Below are 14,702 nucleotides of genomic sequence, written 5' to 3'. Positions count from 1 at the left end.
GCGCCTGGGTGAGAATGACGGGCGAGGGCAGTGTCGCGGGCGCCGGCGGGACCGTGGCCGCCGCTTCAGCGGATGGCATTCTGGCCCAGTTGTCGCGTGGCTTCGCCGGCCACCATGGCGGCGGAGAGCGCCACATTGATGCTGCGCGCGCCGGCCTGCATCGGGATCGTCAGCCGCGCGTCCGCCGCCTGATGGACCGGATCCGGCACGCCTGCGGATTCACGGCCGAACAAAAGGATATCGCCAGTGGCGAAGTTGAAGCTGGTGTATGGGGTCGCGGCCTTGGTCGACAGCAGCACCAGCCGGCGCGCGCGGGCCTTGCGCCACTCCTCGAAGGCGTGCCAGTCGACATGCCGGGTCAGGGCAGCCATTTCGAGGTAATCCATGCCGGCGCGCCTGAGCGCTTTATCGGAGAGCGGAAAGCCGGCCGGTTCGATGATGTCGACGCCGATCCCGAGGCAGGCGGCGAAGCGCAGGATTGTGCCGGTGTTGCCGGCGATGTCAGGCTGGTACAGGGCGATGCGGAGACGGTCGTTCATTTCCGCATCCTTCTATTAAGTGGCAAATCGGCCACAGCGGCTTCGCGGTTTTGGAAATTGCTGGACCTGCGGGTGGCCATTTTCTGCGAAGTCGGGTATACAGCGTACATTGTCAACCCGAACCGAAGGAGGGGTAATTCATGATGACCATGCACATCCAGCACCCTCTCCGTGGGCCTACATGCCCGCTGGCGGTTTCGGTACGACGGTTCTCCTGATCTCTTAGACGCTTCCGCACCGATTTCCGCCGAAACCATTCCCTGGTCTTCGAAGGAATCCTGCGATGTTTTTCAAGCTGCCGAAGGGGCCGATGGCCCCGCCCCAACGCGTCTCGACTGATCAGCCGCCGATCCCGCGGCAGGACGTCGAGCACCCTTTTTATCTCTATTTTCACACGGAGGACGGACCGATGTTCGATCCCTACAGAATACCGGGCTCGAGGAGCCTGCATATCCACCGGCTGCCGACCTGGGCGCTGCTGATCGGCGAAACCTATTCGTCGGCGGTCCACGCCGAGGTTCGCCGGCGTCCGCATCGCGGCATGCTGCCCGATGTCGATTTCTCGCGCGCGGTTCCCGACCCGAGCCGGCCCTCGTTGGTGCGCCGTATCATCCGGGCGATCCGGCCGGGCGCGAAGATCCGCCTTGTCGACACCGCACCGTCAGGATCAACAAAAGAGCCTGTCGGCGAAAAGCCCGCGAACCGCTATATAGCGCGAAGCAGGGCCGACGGTCCGGATGATTCCGGACCGTCGGCCCTCGGCGCCATGCGGTCCGAGGACGTCGTACGTTCACGCGCCGCGTGAGCGGAAACAGATTTCATGAGCATGACCTATGTTGTTGTTTAGCTGGTTTGAAAAAAGGCTCGATCCGTTCCCGGGCGCGGAGCCGGTCGAGCCGCCCAAGACGCTGGTTGCCTTCTGCCTGCATTACACGCGCGGCGCATGGCCCTATATCCTGGTTGATGCGGTGCTGGTGGCGGCAATCGCCATCGCGGAAGTGTGGATGTTCGGCTTCCTCGGCCGCATCGTCGACTGGCTTTCGGCGCAGAACCGCGAAACCTTCCTGCAGACGGAGGGCTGGAAGCTCGCCAGCATGGCCTTCATCGTGCTGTTCGCGCTGCCTGGCACGGTATGGCTGCATTCGCTGCTCAACCAGCAGACGCTGATGGGCAACTATCCCATGCGTATCCGCTGGCAGGTGCATCGCTATCTGCTCAAGCAGTCGATGAGCTTCTACCAGGACGAATTCGCCGGCCGCATCGCCACCAAGCTGATGCAGACGGCGCTCGCCGTGCGCGAATGCGTGATCAAGGTGATCGACGTCCTGAACTACGTCATCGTCTATTTCCTCGGCATGCTGCTCATCGTCGGCTCGGCCGACTGGCGGCTGGCCGCACCGCTCGGCGTGTGGATGGTCGGCTACATCCTTCTGCTGCGCTATTTCATTCCTCGGCTGGGCAAGGTCGGCGAGGAACAGGCCAATGCGCGCTCGGTCATGACCGGCCGCGTTGTCGACAGCTACTCCAACATCCAGACGGTCAAGCTGTTCAGCCATGCCCGCCGCGAGGCCTCCTTCGCCAAGGAGGGCATGATGGGCTTCCTCGACACGGTCTACCGGTCGATGCGGCTGGTGACGGTGCTGTTCGGCTCGCTCTACATCCTGAATGCGCTTCTCCTGTTCTCGGTTACCGCCATCTCGTTGTGGCTGTGGCTGGGCCAGGCGGTGACGATCGGCGCGGTCGCCGTGGTCATCGGCCTGGTTCTGCGGATGTGGGGCATGTCGCAGTGGATCATGTGGGAAATGTCGGGCCTGTTCGAGAATATCGGCACGGTGCAGGACGGCATCGCCTCGATTTCGCTGCCGCGCCTTGTCGAGGACAGGCCCGGTGCGAAGGAGATCACGGTCTCCAAAGGCGAGATACGCTTCGAGGACATCCGCTTCCACTATGGCAAGCAGAAGGGCGTCATCGAGAACCTGTCGCTGGCGGTGAAGCCGGGCGAGAAGGTTGGCATTGTCGGCCGCTCCGGCGCCGGCAAGTCGACGCTGGTCAATCTTCTGCTGCGGTTCTACGACCTCGAAGCCGGCCGTATCCTGATCGACGGCCAGGAGATCGCAGCGGTGAAACAGGATTCACTGCGCGCCCAGATCGGCATGGTCACGCAAGACACCTCGTTGCTGCATCGTTCGGTGCGCGAAAACATCCTCTATGGCCGGCCCGACGCCAGCGACGACATGCTTGTCGAGGCTGCGCGGCGCGCCGAGGCGCTGGACTTCATCGCCGGGCTTTCGGACCATAGCGGCCGCAAGGGACTCGACGCCTATGTCGGCGACCGCGGCGTCAAACTGTCCGGCGGCCAGCGGCAACGCATCGCCATCGCTCGCGTTATGTTGAAGGACGCGCCCATACTTATCCTTGACGAGGCGACGTCGGCGCTGGATTCCGAGGCGGAAGCGGCCATCCAGGAGAACCTCTACAAGCTCATGCAAGGCAAGACCGTCATCGCCATCGCCCACCGGCTGTCGACCATCGCGGCGATGGACAGGCTTGTGGTGATGGACCAGGGCCGCGTCATCGAGGAAGGTTCGCACGAGGAACTGGTGGCCAAGGGCGGGCTCTACGCGCAGCTCTGGCAGCGCCAGTCGGGCGGTTTCCTGCTCGATGAAGGCCCGATCAATGTTGCAAACGACATTGTTGCCAATGACGTTGGCGCAAAGGGACAAGCCGCTGAATGATGGCCGCCGCCGCATGATGACAGCCGTCTATCGCTGGTTCGAGAACTGGGTCTATCCGTTCAGGGAGCCCACGAATCTTCGGCCGCCGTCCGGCGTCGCCGGCTTTCTCTGGCACTATGTCGGCCAGGCCAAGTTCGCCTTCTTCGCCATGCTGGTCATCGGCGGCATCGCGCCGCTGGTCGAGGCCGGGCTGTTCTACTTTGTCGGGCGGCTGGTCGACATCCTTGACCAGCTTCCCGGCGAACGCAGCTGGCATGCGCTGTGGACGGCCGCCGGGCCGGAACTTGTGTTCATGATCGTCGTGGTGCTGGTCGTCCGCACCATCGTCGTCGGCCTGTCGGCCCTGGTCGACGAGCAGACGATCACGCCCGGCTTCTACAATCTGGTGCGCTGGCAGGCGCACCGGCACGTGTCGCGCCAGTCCTACTCCTTCTTCCAGAACGATTTCGCCGGCCGCATCGCGACAAAAGTCTGGCAGGCTGGGCAAGCGACCGGCGACCTGATGGAAAGCTTCATCGAGGTCGTCTGGTTCATGATCGTCTATACGGTGACGACGCTGGCGCTGGTCGCGGGGCTCGATATCAGGCTCGCAGTGCTGGTGCTGATCTGGATCGCCGCCTTCGCCTGGCTGGCCAGGCTCTATCTGCCGGCAATCCGCAAACATGCCGAGGCGACCGCCGAGGCGGGGTCGATGATCACCGGCCGCATCGTCGATTCCTACTCCAACGTGCAGACGTTGAAACTGTTCTCCGCCGATGGCGACGACCGCTACATCAGGAGCGGCTTCGACATCTATCTCGACGCGTTGCGCCCGTTCACGCGCCGGCTGACCGGCGTGCGCATGGCGCTGACGACGCTGTCGGGCATCATGATCACGGCGATCGGCTGCTTTGCCGTCTATCTCTGGGTCGAGGGCTCGATTACCGTCGGCGCGGTCGCCTTCACGCTGTCGCTGGTGCTGCGGCTCAACATGCTGCTTGGCCGGCTGATGATGCAGCTCAACAGCATCCTGCGCAATCTCGGTGTGCTGGAGAATTCCAAGGCGCTGATCTCGCAGCCGCTCGGTCTGGTCGACGCACCCGACGCCCGGGAACTGGTCGTGGCCGGCGGGCGCATCGAGGTGAAGAATGTCGAGTTCCACTACGGCAAGGGGTTCGGCGTGCTCAACGGCATCGATCTCGTGGTGCGGCCGGGCGAGAAGGTCGGGCTGGTCGGGCCGTCCGGCGCCGGCAAGACCACGCTCGCCAACCTTATCCTGCGGCTGTACGAACTCGAAGGCGGAAAGATCGCCATCGACGGCCAGGATGTCTCGCAGGTGACGCAAAATTCGCTGCGCGCCAATATCGGCGTCGTCAGTCAGGACACAGCACTTTTCCACCGTTCGCTGCGCGACAATATCAAACTCGGCATGCCCGACGCCACCGACGCGCAGGTGATCGCGGCGGCCAGGAAAGCCGAGGCGCATGATTTCATCCTGACCTTGCGCGACAATCGCGACCGACAGGGCTACGAGGCCTATGTCGGCGAGCGCGGCGTCAAACTGTCGGGCGGCCAGCGCCAGCGCGTGGCGATCGCGCGTGTCTTCCTCAAGGATGCGCCGATCCTGATATTGGACGAGGCGACCTCGGCACTTGATTCCGACATCGAGGCGGCGATCCAGGAAAACCTGACGCGGCTGATGGAAGGCAAGACGGTCATAGCCATCGCCCACCGGCTGTCGACGATCGCCGCGCTTGACCGCCTCGTCGTGCTCGACGGCGGCCGCATTGTCGAACAAGGCACGCATGACGAACTGGTGGCGCTCGACGGGCTCTACGCGCGGCTGTGGAAGCGTCAGTCCGGCGGCTTCCTCTATCACGAGGAAGCCGTGCTGGAAGAGACGCGGCCGGCGGAGTAGCGGCATGGGCGCGACGCATGAGACCGACTATCTGCTGAAACGGCTGCGGCCGACGACACCGGCCTTCGATGCGCTGATGGAAGAGAGCCGGCGGGAAGGCTACTGGATGCTGGTGCGGCTCCGCGACGGCTGGGCAGGCGGCCGCAACAAGTTCCTGAAACAGGGGGAGGCACTGTTCGGAGCATGGCACGGCGTCGAACTCGCCGGTGTGTGCGGGCTGAACATCGATCCCTATTTCGAGGGCAGGGACCATGGCCGGGTCCGGCATTTGTTCGTCGGCGCGCGCCATCGGCGCACGGGCCTTGGCCGCATGCTGGTCGAGACCGTTGTCGACAGGGCACGCCGCTATTTCGCCGTGCTCACCACCCGTGCGCCGCAGGAAGCCTTCGGCTTCTATGAGCGGCTTGGCTTCGCGCCGGTGGCGGGCGAAGAATTCGTCACGCACCGGATGATCTTCGAGAAAGGAGGTTGAAAATGTCCCTGCGCCCGCCGTCCCGTCTGACCAGTGCCTCGGCCGCCGAAGCCGCCTTCGACGCGCTCGGCCATGAAGTCCTTGCCGAGAAGGCGGCGGCACTCGGCCGCGCCGGACAACGCGTCGAAGAAACGCTGGCCCGACTGCGCAACAATGGCGACGAGCAGTTGCGTCCCCGGCTGCTCAAGGAGGCGGCGGTGGCGGTGCATGGCTACTTCATCCAGCGCGAACTGTGCGGCCTTCGAAAGCACGATGCCGTCATCCGCGAATACAACATCCCGAAGGCGGTGCTGGTCAGGCTCGGCGCCATGTAGGGTTGGCGCTTGCCGCGCCGATCTCCCTGTGGAATCTCGCCAGGCGGCTGGCGAGCGCTTCGGGGTTCTCATCGGGGACGAAGTGCCCGCTGTCGGCAATGATGTCGCCCTCGACATTCGACAGCCCGGCGGCCCTGAGGCCCTCGACATAGTCGCCGATGTCGCCGGACTCGGCCGAGCCCCTGAGATACAGCACCGGAATCGCTGTCGGCGTCGCGGGCCGCGCGGCATTGGCTTTGGCATCTTCGGGGAAGGCGCGATACCAATCGAAACCGGCCTGGAGGCTTTCAGGCCGGGAATAGGCTCTCGCATAGATTTCCCTGGCCTGCGCCGGGATCGATGTCCGATCCTTCGAAAGCACATTGAAGAAGAAGTCGAAATAGGTGCTTTGGTGGCCGCTCACCAGCGTTTCCGGCAGCGCCGGGACGGCATGGAAGGCAAAGTGCCAGATCCGCGGATTGCGAATGACCTCTTCCCATGGCGCGACACCCGGAACAGCGACATCCATGATCGCCGCGCCGGAAAGGATCTCGGGATGGTCGCGCAGCAGGGCGAACACGATCTGGCCGCCGACATCATGACCGGCCGCCAAGAGGTGCCGCAGCCCGCAGGCCTCGGCAACGCCTCTCATCAGCCTCGCCAGAGTTCTCTTGTCGCCGGCCTCAGGCATGCCTTGCGAGCCGCCGATGCACGGCAGGTCAGGTGCGACGACACGGTACTCGGCAGCCAGCCGGCCGATCACCCCTTCGAACGCATAGGAGCTTTGCGGCCAGCCGTGCAGCAGCAGGAATGCAGGCGCTTCAGCCGGGCCCGCCTCGCGGATCGCTATGCTAAGCCCTTCGATTTCGATGTTCGAGGTTTGCATGTCCTGACCCTGCCGGCTGCCTATGCCATAGATCTAGGCGGCGATCGGAAGACCGACAGGGCTGGATTGTTTGACCCGTTTGCGGACGGAAACCGTTTCATACTTTTCCAGGAATTGCGCTTTTCCAGGAATCACCTGGTCCTGGATCACTCCAGCCACTGGGTAATGAAAGTGCCGTTCTCGTGGATGTCGGTCGTTTCCAGCGGGCCGGGGCCGAGATTGGTGAATTTGTGCGGCGTGCCGGGCGGCACGATGACGATCTGGCCGGCAGAGGCCTCGATCTCCTCACCGCCGACCGTGAACAGGCCGATGCCCTGGCGGATGATGAAGATCTCGGCGTAGGGATGGGAATGCAGGCGCGGTCCGCCGCCGGTCTCCGGCAGGTAGTTGAAGATCAGGCAGGAGTTGGAACCGTAGGGGGCACATTGCAACTCGCCCTTCCAGCGGTCGGGGCGAACAGCCCATTCCTCGCGGTCTATGACATGCGCCATGGGGGCAGGATAGACCCCCCGGAGCCAGGTGTCGAGGCGAGGCTGGCCCCCGGATTCGCTACTGTTTCCCGGCTGTTTGGCGGTGTTTCACGGTCATCCGCCGCCTTGTCGCGCGGTGCCGGATTTCGTCCCCGCGACAATCTGCCCTTGTGCCTTCACCCGTCTGGACAAAAACGGGCTTCACGCATAAACCGAAGTCCAAATGCCGGAGGAATTCGCTAGCCTGTTCGCCATGCGCTGTCGGGTTGGCGTGAATGAGCGGGGAACAAGGCTCGCCCACCGGCACGGAAGAGGCGAAAGGATCAGGCACCCGTGAGCGCAACCGACACCCAGGATCCCAACCGTCGAGATTTTCTCTACGTCGCCACCGGCATGGCCGCCGTGGTCGGCGCGGGCGCCGTCGCGTGGCCGTTCATCGACCAGATGCGCCCCGATGCCTCGACGCTGGCGCTCGCCTCGGTCGAGGTCGACGTCTCCTCGCTGACGCCGGGCATGTCGCTGATCGTCAAGTGGCGCGGCAAGCCGGTGGTGGTGCGCAACCGCACCGAAAAGGAGATGAAGGACGGCGAGGCCGTCAATCTCGCCGATCTCAAGGATCCGATCGCCCGCAACGCCAACCTGCCGGCCGACGCGCCGGCGACCGACGCCAACCGCACCACGCCCGGCAAGGAAGCCTGGATGGTGATGGTTCAGGTCTGCACGCATCTGGGCTGCATTCCGCTGGGCCAGGAAGGCGATTTCGGCGGCTGGTTCTGCCCTTGCCACGGTTCGCAATACGACACCGCCGGCCGCATCCGCAAAGGCCCGGCGCCCGAGAACATGGCTGTGCCGGTATTCAAGTTCATTTCCGATACCAAGATCCTTATCGGTTGAGGCAGGGGATATTTCGATGAGCGAGGGACACTCGACCTATACGCCCAAGACCGGTATCGAGCGCTGGTTCGATGCGCGCATGCCTCTGCCGCGGCTGATCTATGACAGCTTCGTGGCCTATCCGGTGCCGCGCAACCTCAACTATGCCTGGACCTTCGGCGGCATCCTGTCGATCATGCTGGTGGCGCAGATCCTGACCGGCATCGTGCTGGCCATGCACTACACGTCCGACACCAATCTGGCTTTCGATTCGGTCGAAAAGATCATGCGCGACGTGAATTCCGGCTGGCTGCTGCGCTACATGCATGCCAACGGCGCGTCGTTCTTCTTCGTCGCGGTCTACATCCATATCTTCCGCGGCCTCTATTACGGCTCCTACAAGGCGCCGCGCGAGCTGCTGTGGATCCTCGGCTGCATCATCTACCTCCTGATGATGGCGACCGGCTTCATGGGCTACGTGCTGCCGTGGGGCCAGATGAGTTTCTGGGGCGCCACCGTCATCACCGGCTTCTTCAGCGCCATTCCACTGGTCGGCGACTGGATCCAGCAGCTTTTGCTCGGCGGTTTCGCGGTCGACAATCCGACCCTCAATCGCTTCTTCGCGCTGCATTACCTGCTGCCGTTCATGATCGCCGGCGTGGTCGTGCTGCACATCTGGGCGCTGCATGTCGTGGGCCAGTCGAACCCGACCGGCATCGAGGTGAAGTCGAAGACCGACACCGTCGCCTTCACCCCTTACGCGACCATCAAGGACGCGTTCGGCATGATCGTGTTCCTGTTCTTCTTCGCCTATTTCGTCTTCTACCTGCCGAACTATCTCGGCCACCCCGACAACTACACGGTCGCCAACCCGCTGAAGACGCCGGCCCACATCGTTCCGGAATGGTACTTCCTGCCGTTCTACGCGATCCTGCGCGCCATTACCTTCAACATCGGGCCGATCAACTCCAAGCTCGGCGGCGTGCTGTGCATGTTCGGCGCCATCGCCATGCTGTTCCTGGTGCCGTGGCTAGACACCTCCAAGGTGCGCTCGGCGGTCTACCGGCCCTGGTACAAGCTGTTCTTCTGGCTGTTCGTGGCCGATGCCATCCTGCTTGGCTGGCTGGGCTCGCAGCCGGCGGAAGGCAGCTACGTGTTCATGGCGCAGATGGCGACGCTGTTCTACTTCGCCTTCTTCCTGATCATCATGCCGGTGCTCGGCCTGATCGAGACGCCACGCAGGCTGCCGAACTCGATCACCGAGGCGGTGCTCGAGAAGAACAAGGGCGGCAGCGGGCATCCGGCGGGCGCCACGGCCGCACCTGAGACCAAGGGCTGAGCGGTAGAGAATCTAAGGGGATTTGGCATGAAAAAGATTCTCACCTCGCTTGCGCTGATCGGCCTTGTGGCCGCCGGCCTTGGGGCCACGGGCACCTGGGCGATCGCGGCCGAAGAGGCGCATAACGCGGCGGCGCCGACGCATTTCCCGATCAACGAACCGAAGGAAATGGACTGGAGCTTCACCGGCCCGTTCGGCACCTACGACAAGGCGCAGCTGCAGCGCGGCCTCAAGGTCTACAAGGAAGTCTGCTCGGCCTGCCATTCGATGAACCTGGTGGCATTCCGCACGCTTTCGGACCTCGGCTATTCCGACGCACAGATCAAGACGCTGGCGGCCGAGTACACCATCCATGACGGCCCCAACGACGCCGGCGACATGTTCGACCGTCCCGGCAAGCCGTCGGACCATTTCCCGGCGCCGTTCGCCAATGAGGAAGCCGCGGCAGCCTCGAATGGCGGCGCAGCCCCGCCCGACATGTCGCTGCTGGCCAAGGCGCGGGGCGTGGAGCGCGGCTTTCCGCAGTTCGTCTTCGACATCTTCACCCAGTATGATGCCGGCGGCCCTGACTACATCCACTCGCTGCTGACCGGCTACGACCAGACGCCTCCGGCTGGAATGGTCATCCCGGAAGGCACGCACTACAATCCGTACTTCATGTCCGGCGTGTCGCTGAAGATGCCCAAGCCGCTTTCCGACGGCCAGGTGACTTATGACGACGGCGCGCCGCAGACCGTCGACCAGTACTCCCGCGACGTCGCCGCTTTCCTGGCGTGGGCGGCTGAACCGCATATGGAAGCCCGCAAGAAAACCGGCTTCCGGGTGCTGGTGTTCCTGCTCCTGTTCGGCGCACTGGTCTACATGACCAAGCGCAAGGTTTGGGAAGCAGTCGCGCACTAAGCCGCGCGGCCGGAGATTGAAGAAAGGGCGCCCGCGAAGCGCCCTTTTTGCTTCCCGAAGAGGCTGGCGCGTGAGGTGATCGCTTTGTTGTCGAACAAGCCGGTTGGCAGCGCGGCAGGCGATTGCTATTCGACGCCCCGACGGCGGCGAAGGCTTTGCCGCCTATAGGGCGTTTGGGGTTCCATGATGCGGCTCAGCGACTGCCACAACTTCTCCGATTTCCGCCGCATGGCGCAGCGGCGGCTGCCGGGGCCGATCTTCAACTACATCGACGGCGCGGCGGACGACGAGGTCACCTATCGCCGCAACACCGAGAGCTTCGAAACCTGCGATCTCGTTCCCAACGTGCTGCGCGGGGTGAGCGAGGTCGACATGTCGGTGACCGTCATGGGCCAGAAGCTGGCGATGCCGTTCTACTGTTCGCCGACCGCTCTCCAGCGGCTGTTCCACCATCACGGCGAACGGGCGGTCGCCAGGGCCGCTGCAAAATACGGCACCATGTTCGGAGTTTCCTCGCTCGGCACGGTCAGCCTCGAGGAAGTCCGAAAAATCAGCAGCGGCCCGCAGGTCTATCAGTTCTACTTCCATCGCGATCGCGGCCTCAACCGGGCGATGATGCAGCGGGCGCGGGAGATCGGCGTCGAAGTGATGATGCTGACCGTCGACAGCATCACCGGGGGAAACCGCGAGCGCGACAAGCGCACCGGTTTTGCGATTCCCTTCAAGCTCAACCTGGCGGGAATGGCGCAGTTCGCGATGAAGCCTGCCTGGGCGATCAACTATTTCACGCATGAGGCGTTCAAGCTGCCGCAGCTGGACGAGCATATCGACATGGGCGGCGGCACGATGTCGATCAGCCGCTACTTCACCGAAATGCTCGATCCGTCGATGACGTGGGACGACGTCGCCGAGATGGTGAGGCTTTGGCCGGGACCGTTCTGCCTCAAGGGCGTCATGTCGGTGGAGGATGCCAGACGCGCCGTCGAGATCGGCTGCAAGGGCATCGTGCTGTCGAACCATGGCGGCCGGCAACTGGACGGTTCGCGCGCGGCTTTCGACCAGCTCGCCGAGATCGTCGATGCGGTCGGCGACCAGATCGACGTCATCATGGATGGCGGCGTGCAGCGCGGCACGCATGTGCTAAAGGCGCTGTCGCTCGGCGCCAAGGCCGTCGGCGTCGGACGCTACTATCTGTTTCCGCTGGCGGCGGCGGGCCAGCCTGGCGTCGAACGCGCACTCGAACAGATGCGCATCGAGATCGAACGCGGCATGAAGCTGATGGGGTGCAGCTCGATCGAACAGTTGACCCGCCAGAATTTGCGTTTTCGGTGATGGCCATTGCTTCGATGCGAAAGATCGCAGCGCCGGCAGAGGCAAGCCCTTGGACGTATGTGCTCCTTTCGCCGGATGCGCTTGTCTCGGCCGCCACATCGCGCTAGCCGTTGTCGGTCGCGCCGGGATAGGATTTGGCGCTGCGCCATTTCACGCCCTTCCGCCGAAACTGGACCACCCGGAGCCGCCTCATGAAACCTTCGCTCGAAGACACGCTGCTGGCGGCGATCCGCACCATCCCGGACTATCCCAAGCCCGGCATATTGTTCCGCGACATCACCACGCTGCTTGGCAACGCGCGCGCTTTCCGCCGCGCGATCGATGAGCTGGTGCATCCCTATGCCGGCGAGAAGATCGACAAGATCGCCGGCATCGAAGCGCGCGGCTTCATCCTCGGCGGCGCCGTCGCCCATCAGCTCTCCGCCGGTTTCGTGCCGATCCGCAAGAAAGGCAAGCTGCCTTATGAGACAGTGCGCGTCGCCTACAGCCTGGAATACGGGCTGGACGAGATGGAGATGCACAAGGACGGCGTGTCGCCGGGCGAGAAAGTGATCCTGGTCGACGATCTGATCGCCACCGGCGGCACGGCGGAGGCGGCGGTGAATCTCCTGCGCCAGATCGGCGCCGATATCCTTGCCGCCTGCTTCGTCATCGACTTGCCGGATCTCGGCGGCCGCGCCAAGCTGGAAGCGCTCGGCGTGCCGGTGCGGACGCTGATCGGGTTCGAGGGGCATTGAGAGAGCAGTTCTTCCTTCTCCCCCTGGGGAGAAGGAAGAGGCGCCTACTCCACCTTGACCAGCACGGCGCTCTCGAACTCCAGTACCTTGTCGCCGGTCGAATCGAAGGCTTCCGAGCGCAAGGTCAGCACCCGCCAGCCCGGACGTGAGGCGATCGCGCGGTGGGAAAGGGCGGTGCGGGTGAAGGTCACGGTCTGTCCGGCATAGACCGGCTTCAACCATTTCAGGTTCTTGAAGCCGGGCGAGGGGCCAAATTCGGGCGTCGGGCCAGGGCCGCTCCACTCGGCGTCCATGCGGGTTTCGAGGTTGAGTTTCATCCAGGTGGCGGCGGTATGCCAGCCGGACGCACACAGCCCGCCCAGCACGCTCTTCTTCGCGGCATCCTCATCGACGTGGAAGACCTGGGGGTCGTATTTGCGGGCGAAGGCCTTGATCGCCTCGGCTTCGAACGTATGAGAGCCCAGCGTGACGGTGGTGCCGACGCGGAAGAATTCGTCGAGCATCATGCAAGGCTCCCCGCGGCATTGCGCGTGAGGAACATGACGGAATTCTCGAGCTCGAAGACGCTTTCGCCGCGTTGGTTGACCAGCTCGCTGCGCATGGTCACGAAGCCGAGCTGCGGCTTCGATTTCGAAGGACGCTTGGCCAGGACGACGAGGCTGCCCTTGAGCGTGTCGCCGGCCAGCACCGGCTTCTTCCATTTGACCTGATCGACGCCGGGCGCGCCCTGGCAGGTCGAGTCCAGCAGGAAGGCATCGCACAGCATGCGCATGAACATGGCGCAGGTATGCCAGCCCGAGGCCGAGAGGCCGCCCAGGATGCTTGCCTTGCCGGCCTCCTCGTCGAGATGCATCGGCTGGGCATCGAATTCGCTGGCGAACTCGATGATCTCGGCCGCGCTCACCTGTTTGGTGCCGAGGTCGAACGAGGCTCCTTCGACGAAGTCCTCATAGGCCCATGTCTTTCCAGTCATGGCGTGGAATCCGGTTGCCGAACGCGCGATCCACATGGATCGGCAACCCGGATGCAGGCCGGACGGCGTTTGGTCAAGCCCTTTCTGGTGAGCCAGCCGCGGGCGCCCGGCCGGCCGTTGCGATCACAGCCAGCCGCGGCGGCGGAAATACCAGAAGGGCAGGATCGCCGAGAGGACCATCATGGCGATCGCGAACGGATAGCCGAACTCCCATTTGAGCTCGGGGATGACGTCGAAATTCATGCCGTAGATCGAGGCGACCAGCGTTGGCGGCAGGAAGATGACGGCGGCGACCGAGAAGATCTTGATGATGGCGTTCTGCTCGATCGAGATCATGCCGAGCGTGGCGTCGAGCAGGAAGGAGATCTTCTGCGACAGGAAGGTGGCGTGGTCGGCAAGAGAAAGCACGTCGCGCGACAAGGTCTTGATACGGGCGCGGACGTCCTTGCTCATCTTGGCCTGGGTCGCGACATGGGCGAGGAAGCCGGCCAGCCGCTGCAAGGAGATCAGGCTGTCGCGCACGGAGGAAGCGATGTCCTCCTTGCGGCCGATGCCCTTCAAGAGTTCCTGGAAATCACGGTTGCGCTTCGACACCTTGGTCGATCGCGCCTCGAAAATGTCGCGCGAGATCGCTTCGACGTCGCGGCCGGCGCGCTCGAGGATGTCGGCGAGCCGGTCGACGATCGCTTCCAGCAGGCCGATCAGGATGGTGTCGCCGCTGGTGCAGCCGGTCGCCACCTTCTCGGCGCGCAAAGGGAAGGTCTTGAACGCTTTCGGTTCGTGATAGCGCACGGTGACCAGCCTGTTGCCGGCGAGTGCGAAGGTAACCGGCGAGATCAGGGGATCGTCGACGTCGGTCTGGGCGGGCAAGGTGGCGGTCATGAAGTAGGCGCCGTCCTCGATATAGAGGCGGCTGGAAATCTCGATCTCCTCCATCTCCTCGCGGGTCGGAATGGCGATGCCGAGCCAATTCTCGATTGTTGCCTCTTCGTCCTTGGTCGGATTGAAGAGATCGGCCCAGACGACCTTGTCGCCATTGGCCAGGAGATCGTCCGTGAGACGCAGGCGATCATTGTCCACGACGAAAGCCTTGATCATCGCCAGATCTCCCTGCCGGAAAGCGCGTTCGGATTGCTGCGTCGTATCGGATCGCACTAGCCTTCGTGCGCCGAGCCTGTGCCCGCCGCTTAGACTTGCGGCATGACAAAATCAAGACACGCCGGACTTGGGGCCGACACCAGGGGCGCTCAGAAAAT

General features: G+C 63.7%; 16 protein-coding genes. 10 read left to right on the top strand and 6 right to left on the bottom strand.

Annotated features, from left to right (window positions below; all coding sequences use genetic code 11):
* Positions 1-65: 65 nt before the first annotated feature.
* Complete coding sequence (locus tag FJ949_RS12535; RefSeq protein WP_140496042.1) at positions 66-539, bottom strand: tRNA (cytidine(34)-2'-O)-methyltransferase; 474 nt, start codon at positions 537-539, stop codon at positions 66-68.
* Between the two features lie 283 nt (positions 540-822).
* On the opposite strand from FJ949_RS12535, the gene FJ949_RS12530 reads away from it, so the two are divergent.
* From FJ949_RS12530 to FJ949_RS12510, 5 genes are read left to right on the top strand one after another with little or no spacing between them, the layout of a single operon-like run.
* Complete coding sequence (locus tag FJ949_RS12530) at positions 823-1,344, top strand: hypothetical protein (protein WP_181172130.1); 522 nt, start codon at positions 823-825, stop codon at positions 1,342-1,344.
* A gap of 28 nt (positions 1,345-1,372) precedes the next feature.
* A complete protein-coding gene (locus FJ949_RS12525) occupies positions 1,373-3,274 on the top strand; it encodes an ABC transporter ATP-binding protein (protein ID WP_140496041.1) in 1,902 nt (633 codons plus the stop codon).
* Between the two features lie 13 nt (positions 3,275-3,287).
* On the top strand, positions 3,288-5,171 hold the full coding sequence (locus FJ949_RS12520; protein WP_140496430.1) for an ABC transporter ATP-binding protein: 1,884 nt from the start codon (positions 3,288-3,290) through the stop codon (positions 5,169-5,171).
* 4 nt (positions 5,172-5,175) lie between these two features.
* Positions 5,176-5,643, top strand: a complete 468-nt coding sequence (locus tag FJ949_RS12515) for a GNAT family N-acetyltransferase (protein ID WP_140496040.1) — start codon at positions 5,176-5,178, stop codon at positions 5,641-5,643.
* A gap of 2 nt (positions 5,644-5,645) precedes the next feature.
* Entirely contained in the window at positions 5,646-5,957 is a 312-nt protein-coding gene (locus FJ949_RS12510) for a DUF6665 family protein (protein ID WP_140496039.1), read from the top strand.
* On the opposite strand, the gene FJ949_RS12505 is transcribed toward FJ949_RS12510, so the two are convergent.
* On the bottom strand, positions 5,938-6,822 hold the full coding sequence (locus FJ949_RS12505) for an alpha/beta hydrolase (protein ID WP_140496038.1): 885 nt from the start codon (positions 6,820-6,822) through the stop codon (positions 5,938-5,940). The two genes, FJ949_RS12510 and FJ949_RS12505, sit on opposite strands and share 20 nt — an antisense overlap.
* 146 nt (positions 6,823-6,968) lie before the next feature.
* Positions 6,969-7,313: a cupin domain-containing protein gene (locus FJ949_RS12500; RefSeq protein ID WP_140496037.1), complete on the bottom strand. Its 345-nt coding sequence runs from the start codon at positions 7,311-7,313 to the stop codon at positions 6,969-6,971.
* Positions 7,314-7,625: 312 nt separating this feature from the next.
* On the opposite strand from FJ949_RS12500, the gene petA reads away from it, so the two are divergent.
* The 5 genes from petA to FJ949_RS12475 all read left to right on the top strand — a co-directional run bounded on the left by petA (position 7,626) and on the right by FJ949_RS12475 (position 12,473).
* Positions 7,626-8,186: a ubiquinol-cytochrome c reductase iron-sulfur subunit gene (petA, locus tag FJ949_RS12495; RefSeq protein WP_140496036.1), complete on the top strand. Its 561-nt coding sequence runs from the start codon at positions 7,626-7,628 to the stop codon at positions 8,184-8,186.
* A gap of 16 nt (positions 8,187-8,202) precedes the next feature.
* Positions 8,203-9,504 carry a cytochrome b N-terminal domain-containing protein gene (locus FJ949_RS12490; protein WP_140496035.1) on the top strand — a complete coding sequence of 434 codons (1,302 nt, stop codon included), beginning with the start codon at positions 8,203-8,205 and terminating at the stop codon, positions 9,502-9,504.
* 27 nt (positions 9,505-9,531) lie between these two features.
* Positions 9,532-10,404, top strand: a complete 873-nt coding sequence (locus FJ949_RS12485) for a cytochrome c1 (RefSeq protein ID WP_140496034.1) — start codon at positions 9,532-9,534, stop codon at positions 10,402-10,404.
* A 186-nt stretch (positions 10,405-10,590) separates the two neighbouring features.
* Entirely contained in the window at positions 10,591-11,736 is a 1,146-nt protein-coding gene (locus FJ949_RS12480; protein WP_140496428.1) for an alpha-hydroxy acid oxidase, read from the top strand.
* Positions 11,737-11,927: 191 nt separating this feature from the next.
* On the top strand, positions 11,928-12,473 hold the full coding sequence (locus FJ949_RS12475; protein ID WP_140496033.1) for an adenine phosphoribosyltransferase: 546 nt from the start codon (positions 11,928-11,930) through the stop codon (positions 12,471-12,473).
* Between the two features lie 44 nt (positions 12,474-12,517).
* Here the strand turns inward: FJ949_RS12475 and FJ949_RS12470 are convergent, their stop codons facing one another.
* From FJ949_RS12470 to corA, 3 genes are all read right to left on the bottom strand, one after another.
* Complete coding sequence (locus FJ949_RS12470) at positions 12,518-12,979, bottom strand: MaoC family dehydratase (RefSeq protein WP_140496032.1); 462 nt, start codon at positions 12,977-12,979, stop codon at positions 12,518-12,520.
* Positions 12,976-13,446, bottom strand: a complete 471-nt coding sequence (locus tag FJ949_RS12465) for a MaoC family dehydratase (RefSeq protein ID WP_140496031.1) — start codon at positions 13,444-13,446, stop codon at positions 12,976-12,978. Before FJ949_RS12465 ends, FJ949_RS12470 begins: the two co-directional genes overlap by 4 nt.
* Positions 13,447-13,569: 123 nt before the next feature.
* Positions 13,570-14,544 (bottom strand): magnesium/cobalt transporter CorA, encoded by a 975-nt coding sequence (gene corA / locus FJ949_RS12460; RefSeq protein WP_140496030.1) that lies wholly within the window; start codon positions 14,542-14,544, stop codon positions 13,570-13,572.
* Between the last annotated feature and the right edge of the window lie 158 nt (positions 14,545-14,702).

The organism is Mesorhizobium sp. B2-4-1, from assembly GCF_006442185.1.
In the GTDB taxonomy this organism is placed as follows: Bacteria; Pseudomonadota; Alphaproteobacteria; order Rhizobiales; family Rhizobiaceae; genus Mesorhizobium.
This window is presented reverse-complemented; position numbering and strand designations above follow the sequence as displayed.

Excerpts from the sequence above, each read along its gene's own strand:
- FJ949_RS12535 (WP_140496042.1), bottom strand. The coding sequence starts at position 539 with ATGAACGACCGTCTCCGCATCGCCCTGTACCAGCCTGACATCGCCGGC.
- FJ949_RS12530 (WP_181172130.1), top strand. The coding sequence starts at position 823 with ATGTTTTTCAAGCTGCCGAAGGGGCCGATGGCCCCGCCCCAACGCGTC.
- FJ949_RS12525 (WP_140496041.1), top strand. The coding sequence starts at position 1,373 with ATGTTGTTGTTTAGCTGGTTTGAAAAAAGGCTCGATCCGTTCCCGGGC.
- FJ949_RS12520 (WP_140496430.1), top strand. The coding sequence starts at position 3,288 with ATGATGACAGCCGTCTATCGCTGGTTCGAGAACTGGGTCTATCCGTTC.
- FJ949_RS12515 (WP_140496040.1), top strand. The coding sequence starts at position 5,176 with ATGGGCGCGACGCATGAGACCGACTATCTGCTGAAACGGCTGCGGCCG.
- FJ949_RS12510 (WP_140496039.1), top strand. The coding sequence starts at position 5,646 with ATGTCCCTGCGCCCGCCGTCCCGTCTGACCAGTGCCTCGGCCGCCGAA.
- FJ949_RS12505 (WP_140496038.1), bottom strand. The coding sequence starts at position 6,822 with ATGCAAACCTCGAACATCGAAATCGAAGGGCTTAGCATAGCGATCCGC.
- FJ949_RS12500 (WP_140496037.1), bottom strand. The coding sequence starts at position 7,313 with ATGGCGCATGTCATAGACCGCGAGGAATGGGCTGTTCGCCCCGACCGC.
- FJ949_RS12490 (WP_140496035.1), top strand. The coding sequence starts at position 8,203 with ATGAGCGAGGGACACTCGACCTATACGCCCAAGACCGGTATCGAGCGC.
- FJ949_RS12485 (WP_140496034.1), top strand. The coding sequence starts at position 9,532 with ATGAAAAAGATTCTCACCTCGCTTGCGCTGATCGGCCTTGTGGCCGCC.
- FJ949_RS12480 (WP_140496428.1), top strand. The coding sequence starts at position 10,591 with ATGCGGCTCAGCGACTGCCACAACTTCTCCGATTTCCGCCGCATGGCG.
- FJ949_RS12475 (WP_140496033.1), top strand. The coding sequence starts at position 11,928 with ATGAAACCTTCGCTCGAAGACACGCTGCTGGCGGCGATCCGCACCATC.
- FJ949_RS12470 (WP_140496032.1), bottom strand. The coding sequence starts at position 12,979 with ATGATGCTCGACGAATTCTTCCGCGTCGGCACCACCGTCACGCTGGGC.
- FJ949_RS12465 (WP_140496031.1), bottom strand. The coding sequence starts at position 13,446 with ATGACTGGAAAGACATGGGCCTATGAGGACTTCGTCGAAGGAGCCTCG.
- corA (WP_140496030.1), bottom strand. The coding sequence starts at position 14,544 with ATGATCAAGGCTTTCGTCGTGGACAATGATCGCCTGCGTCTCACGGAC.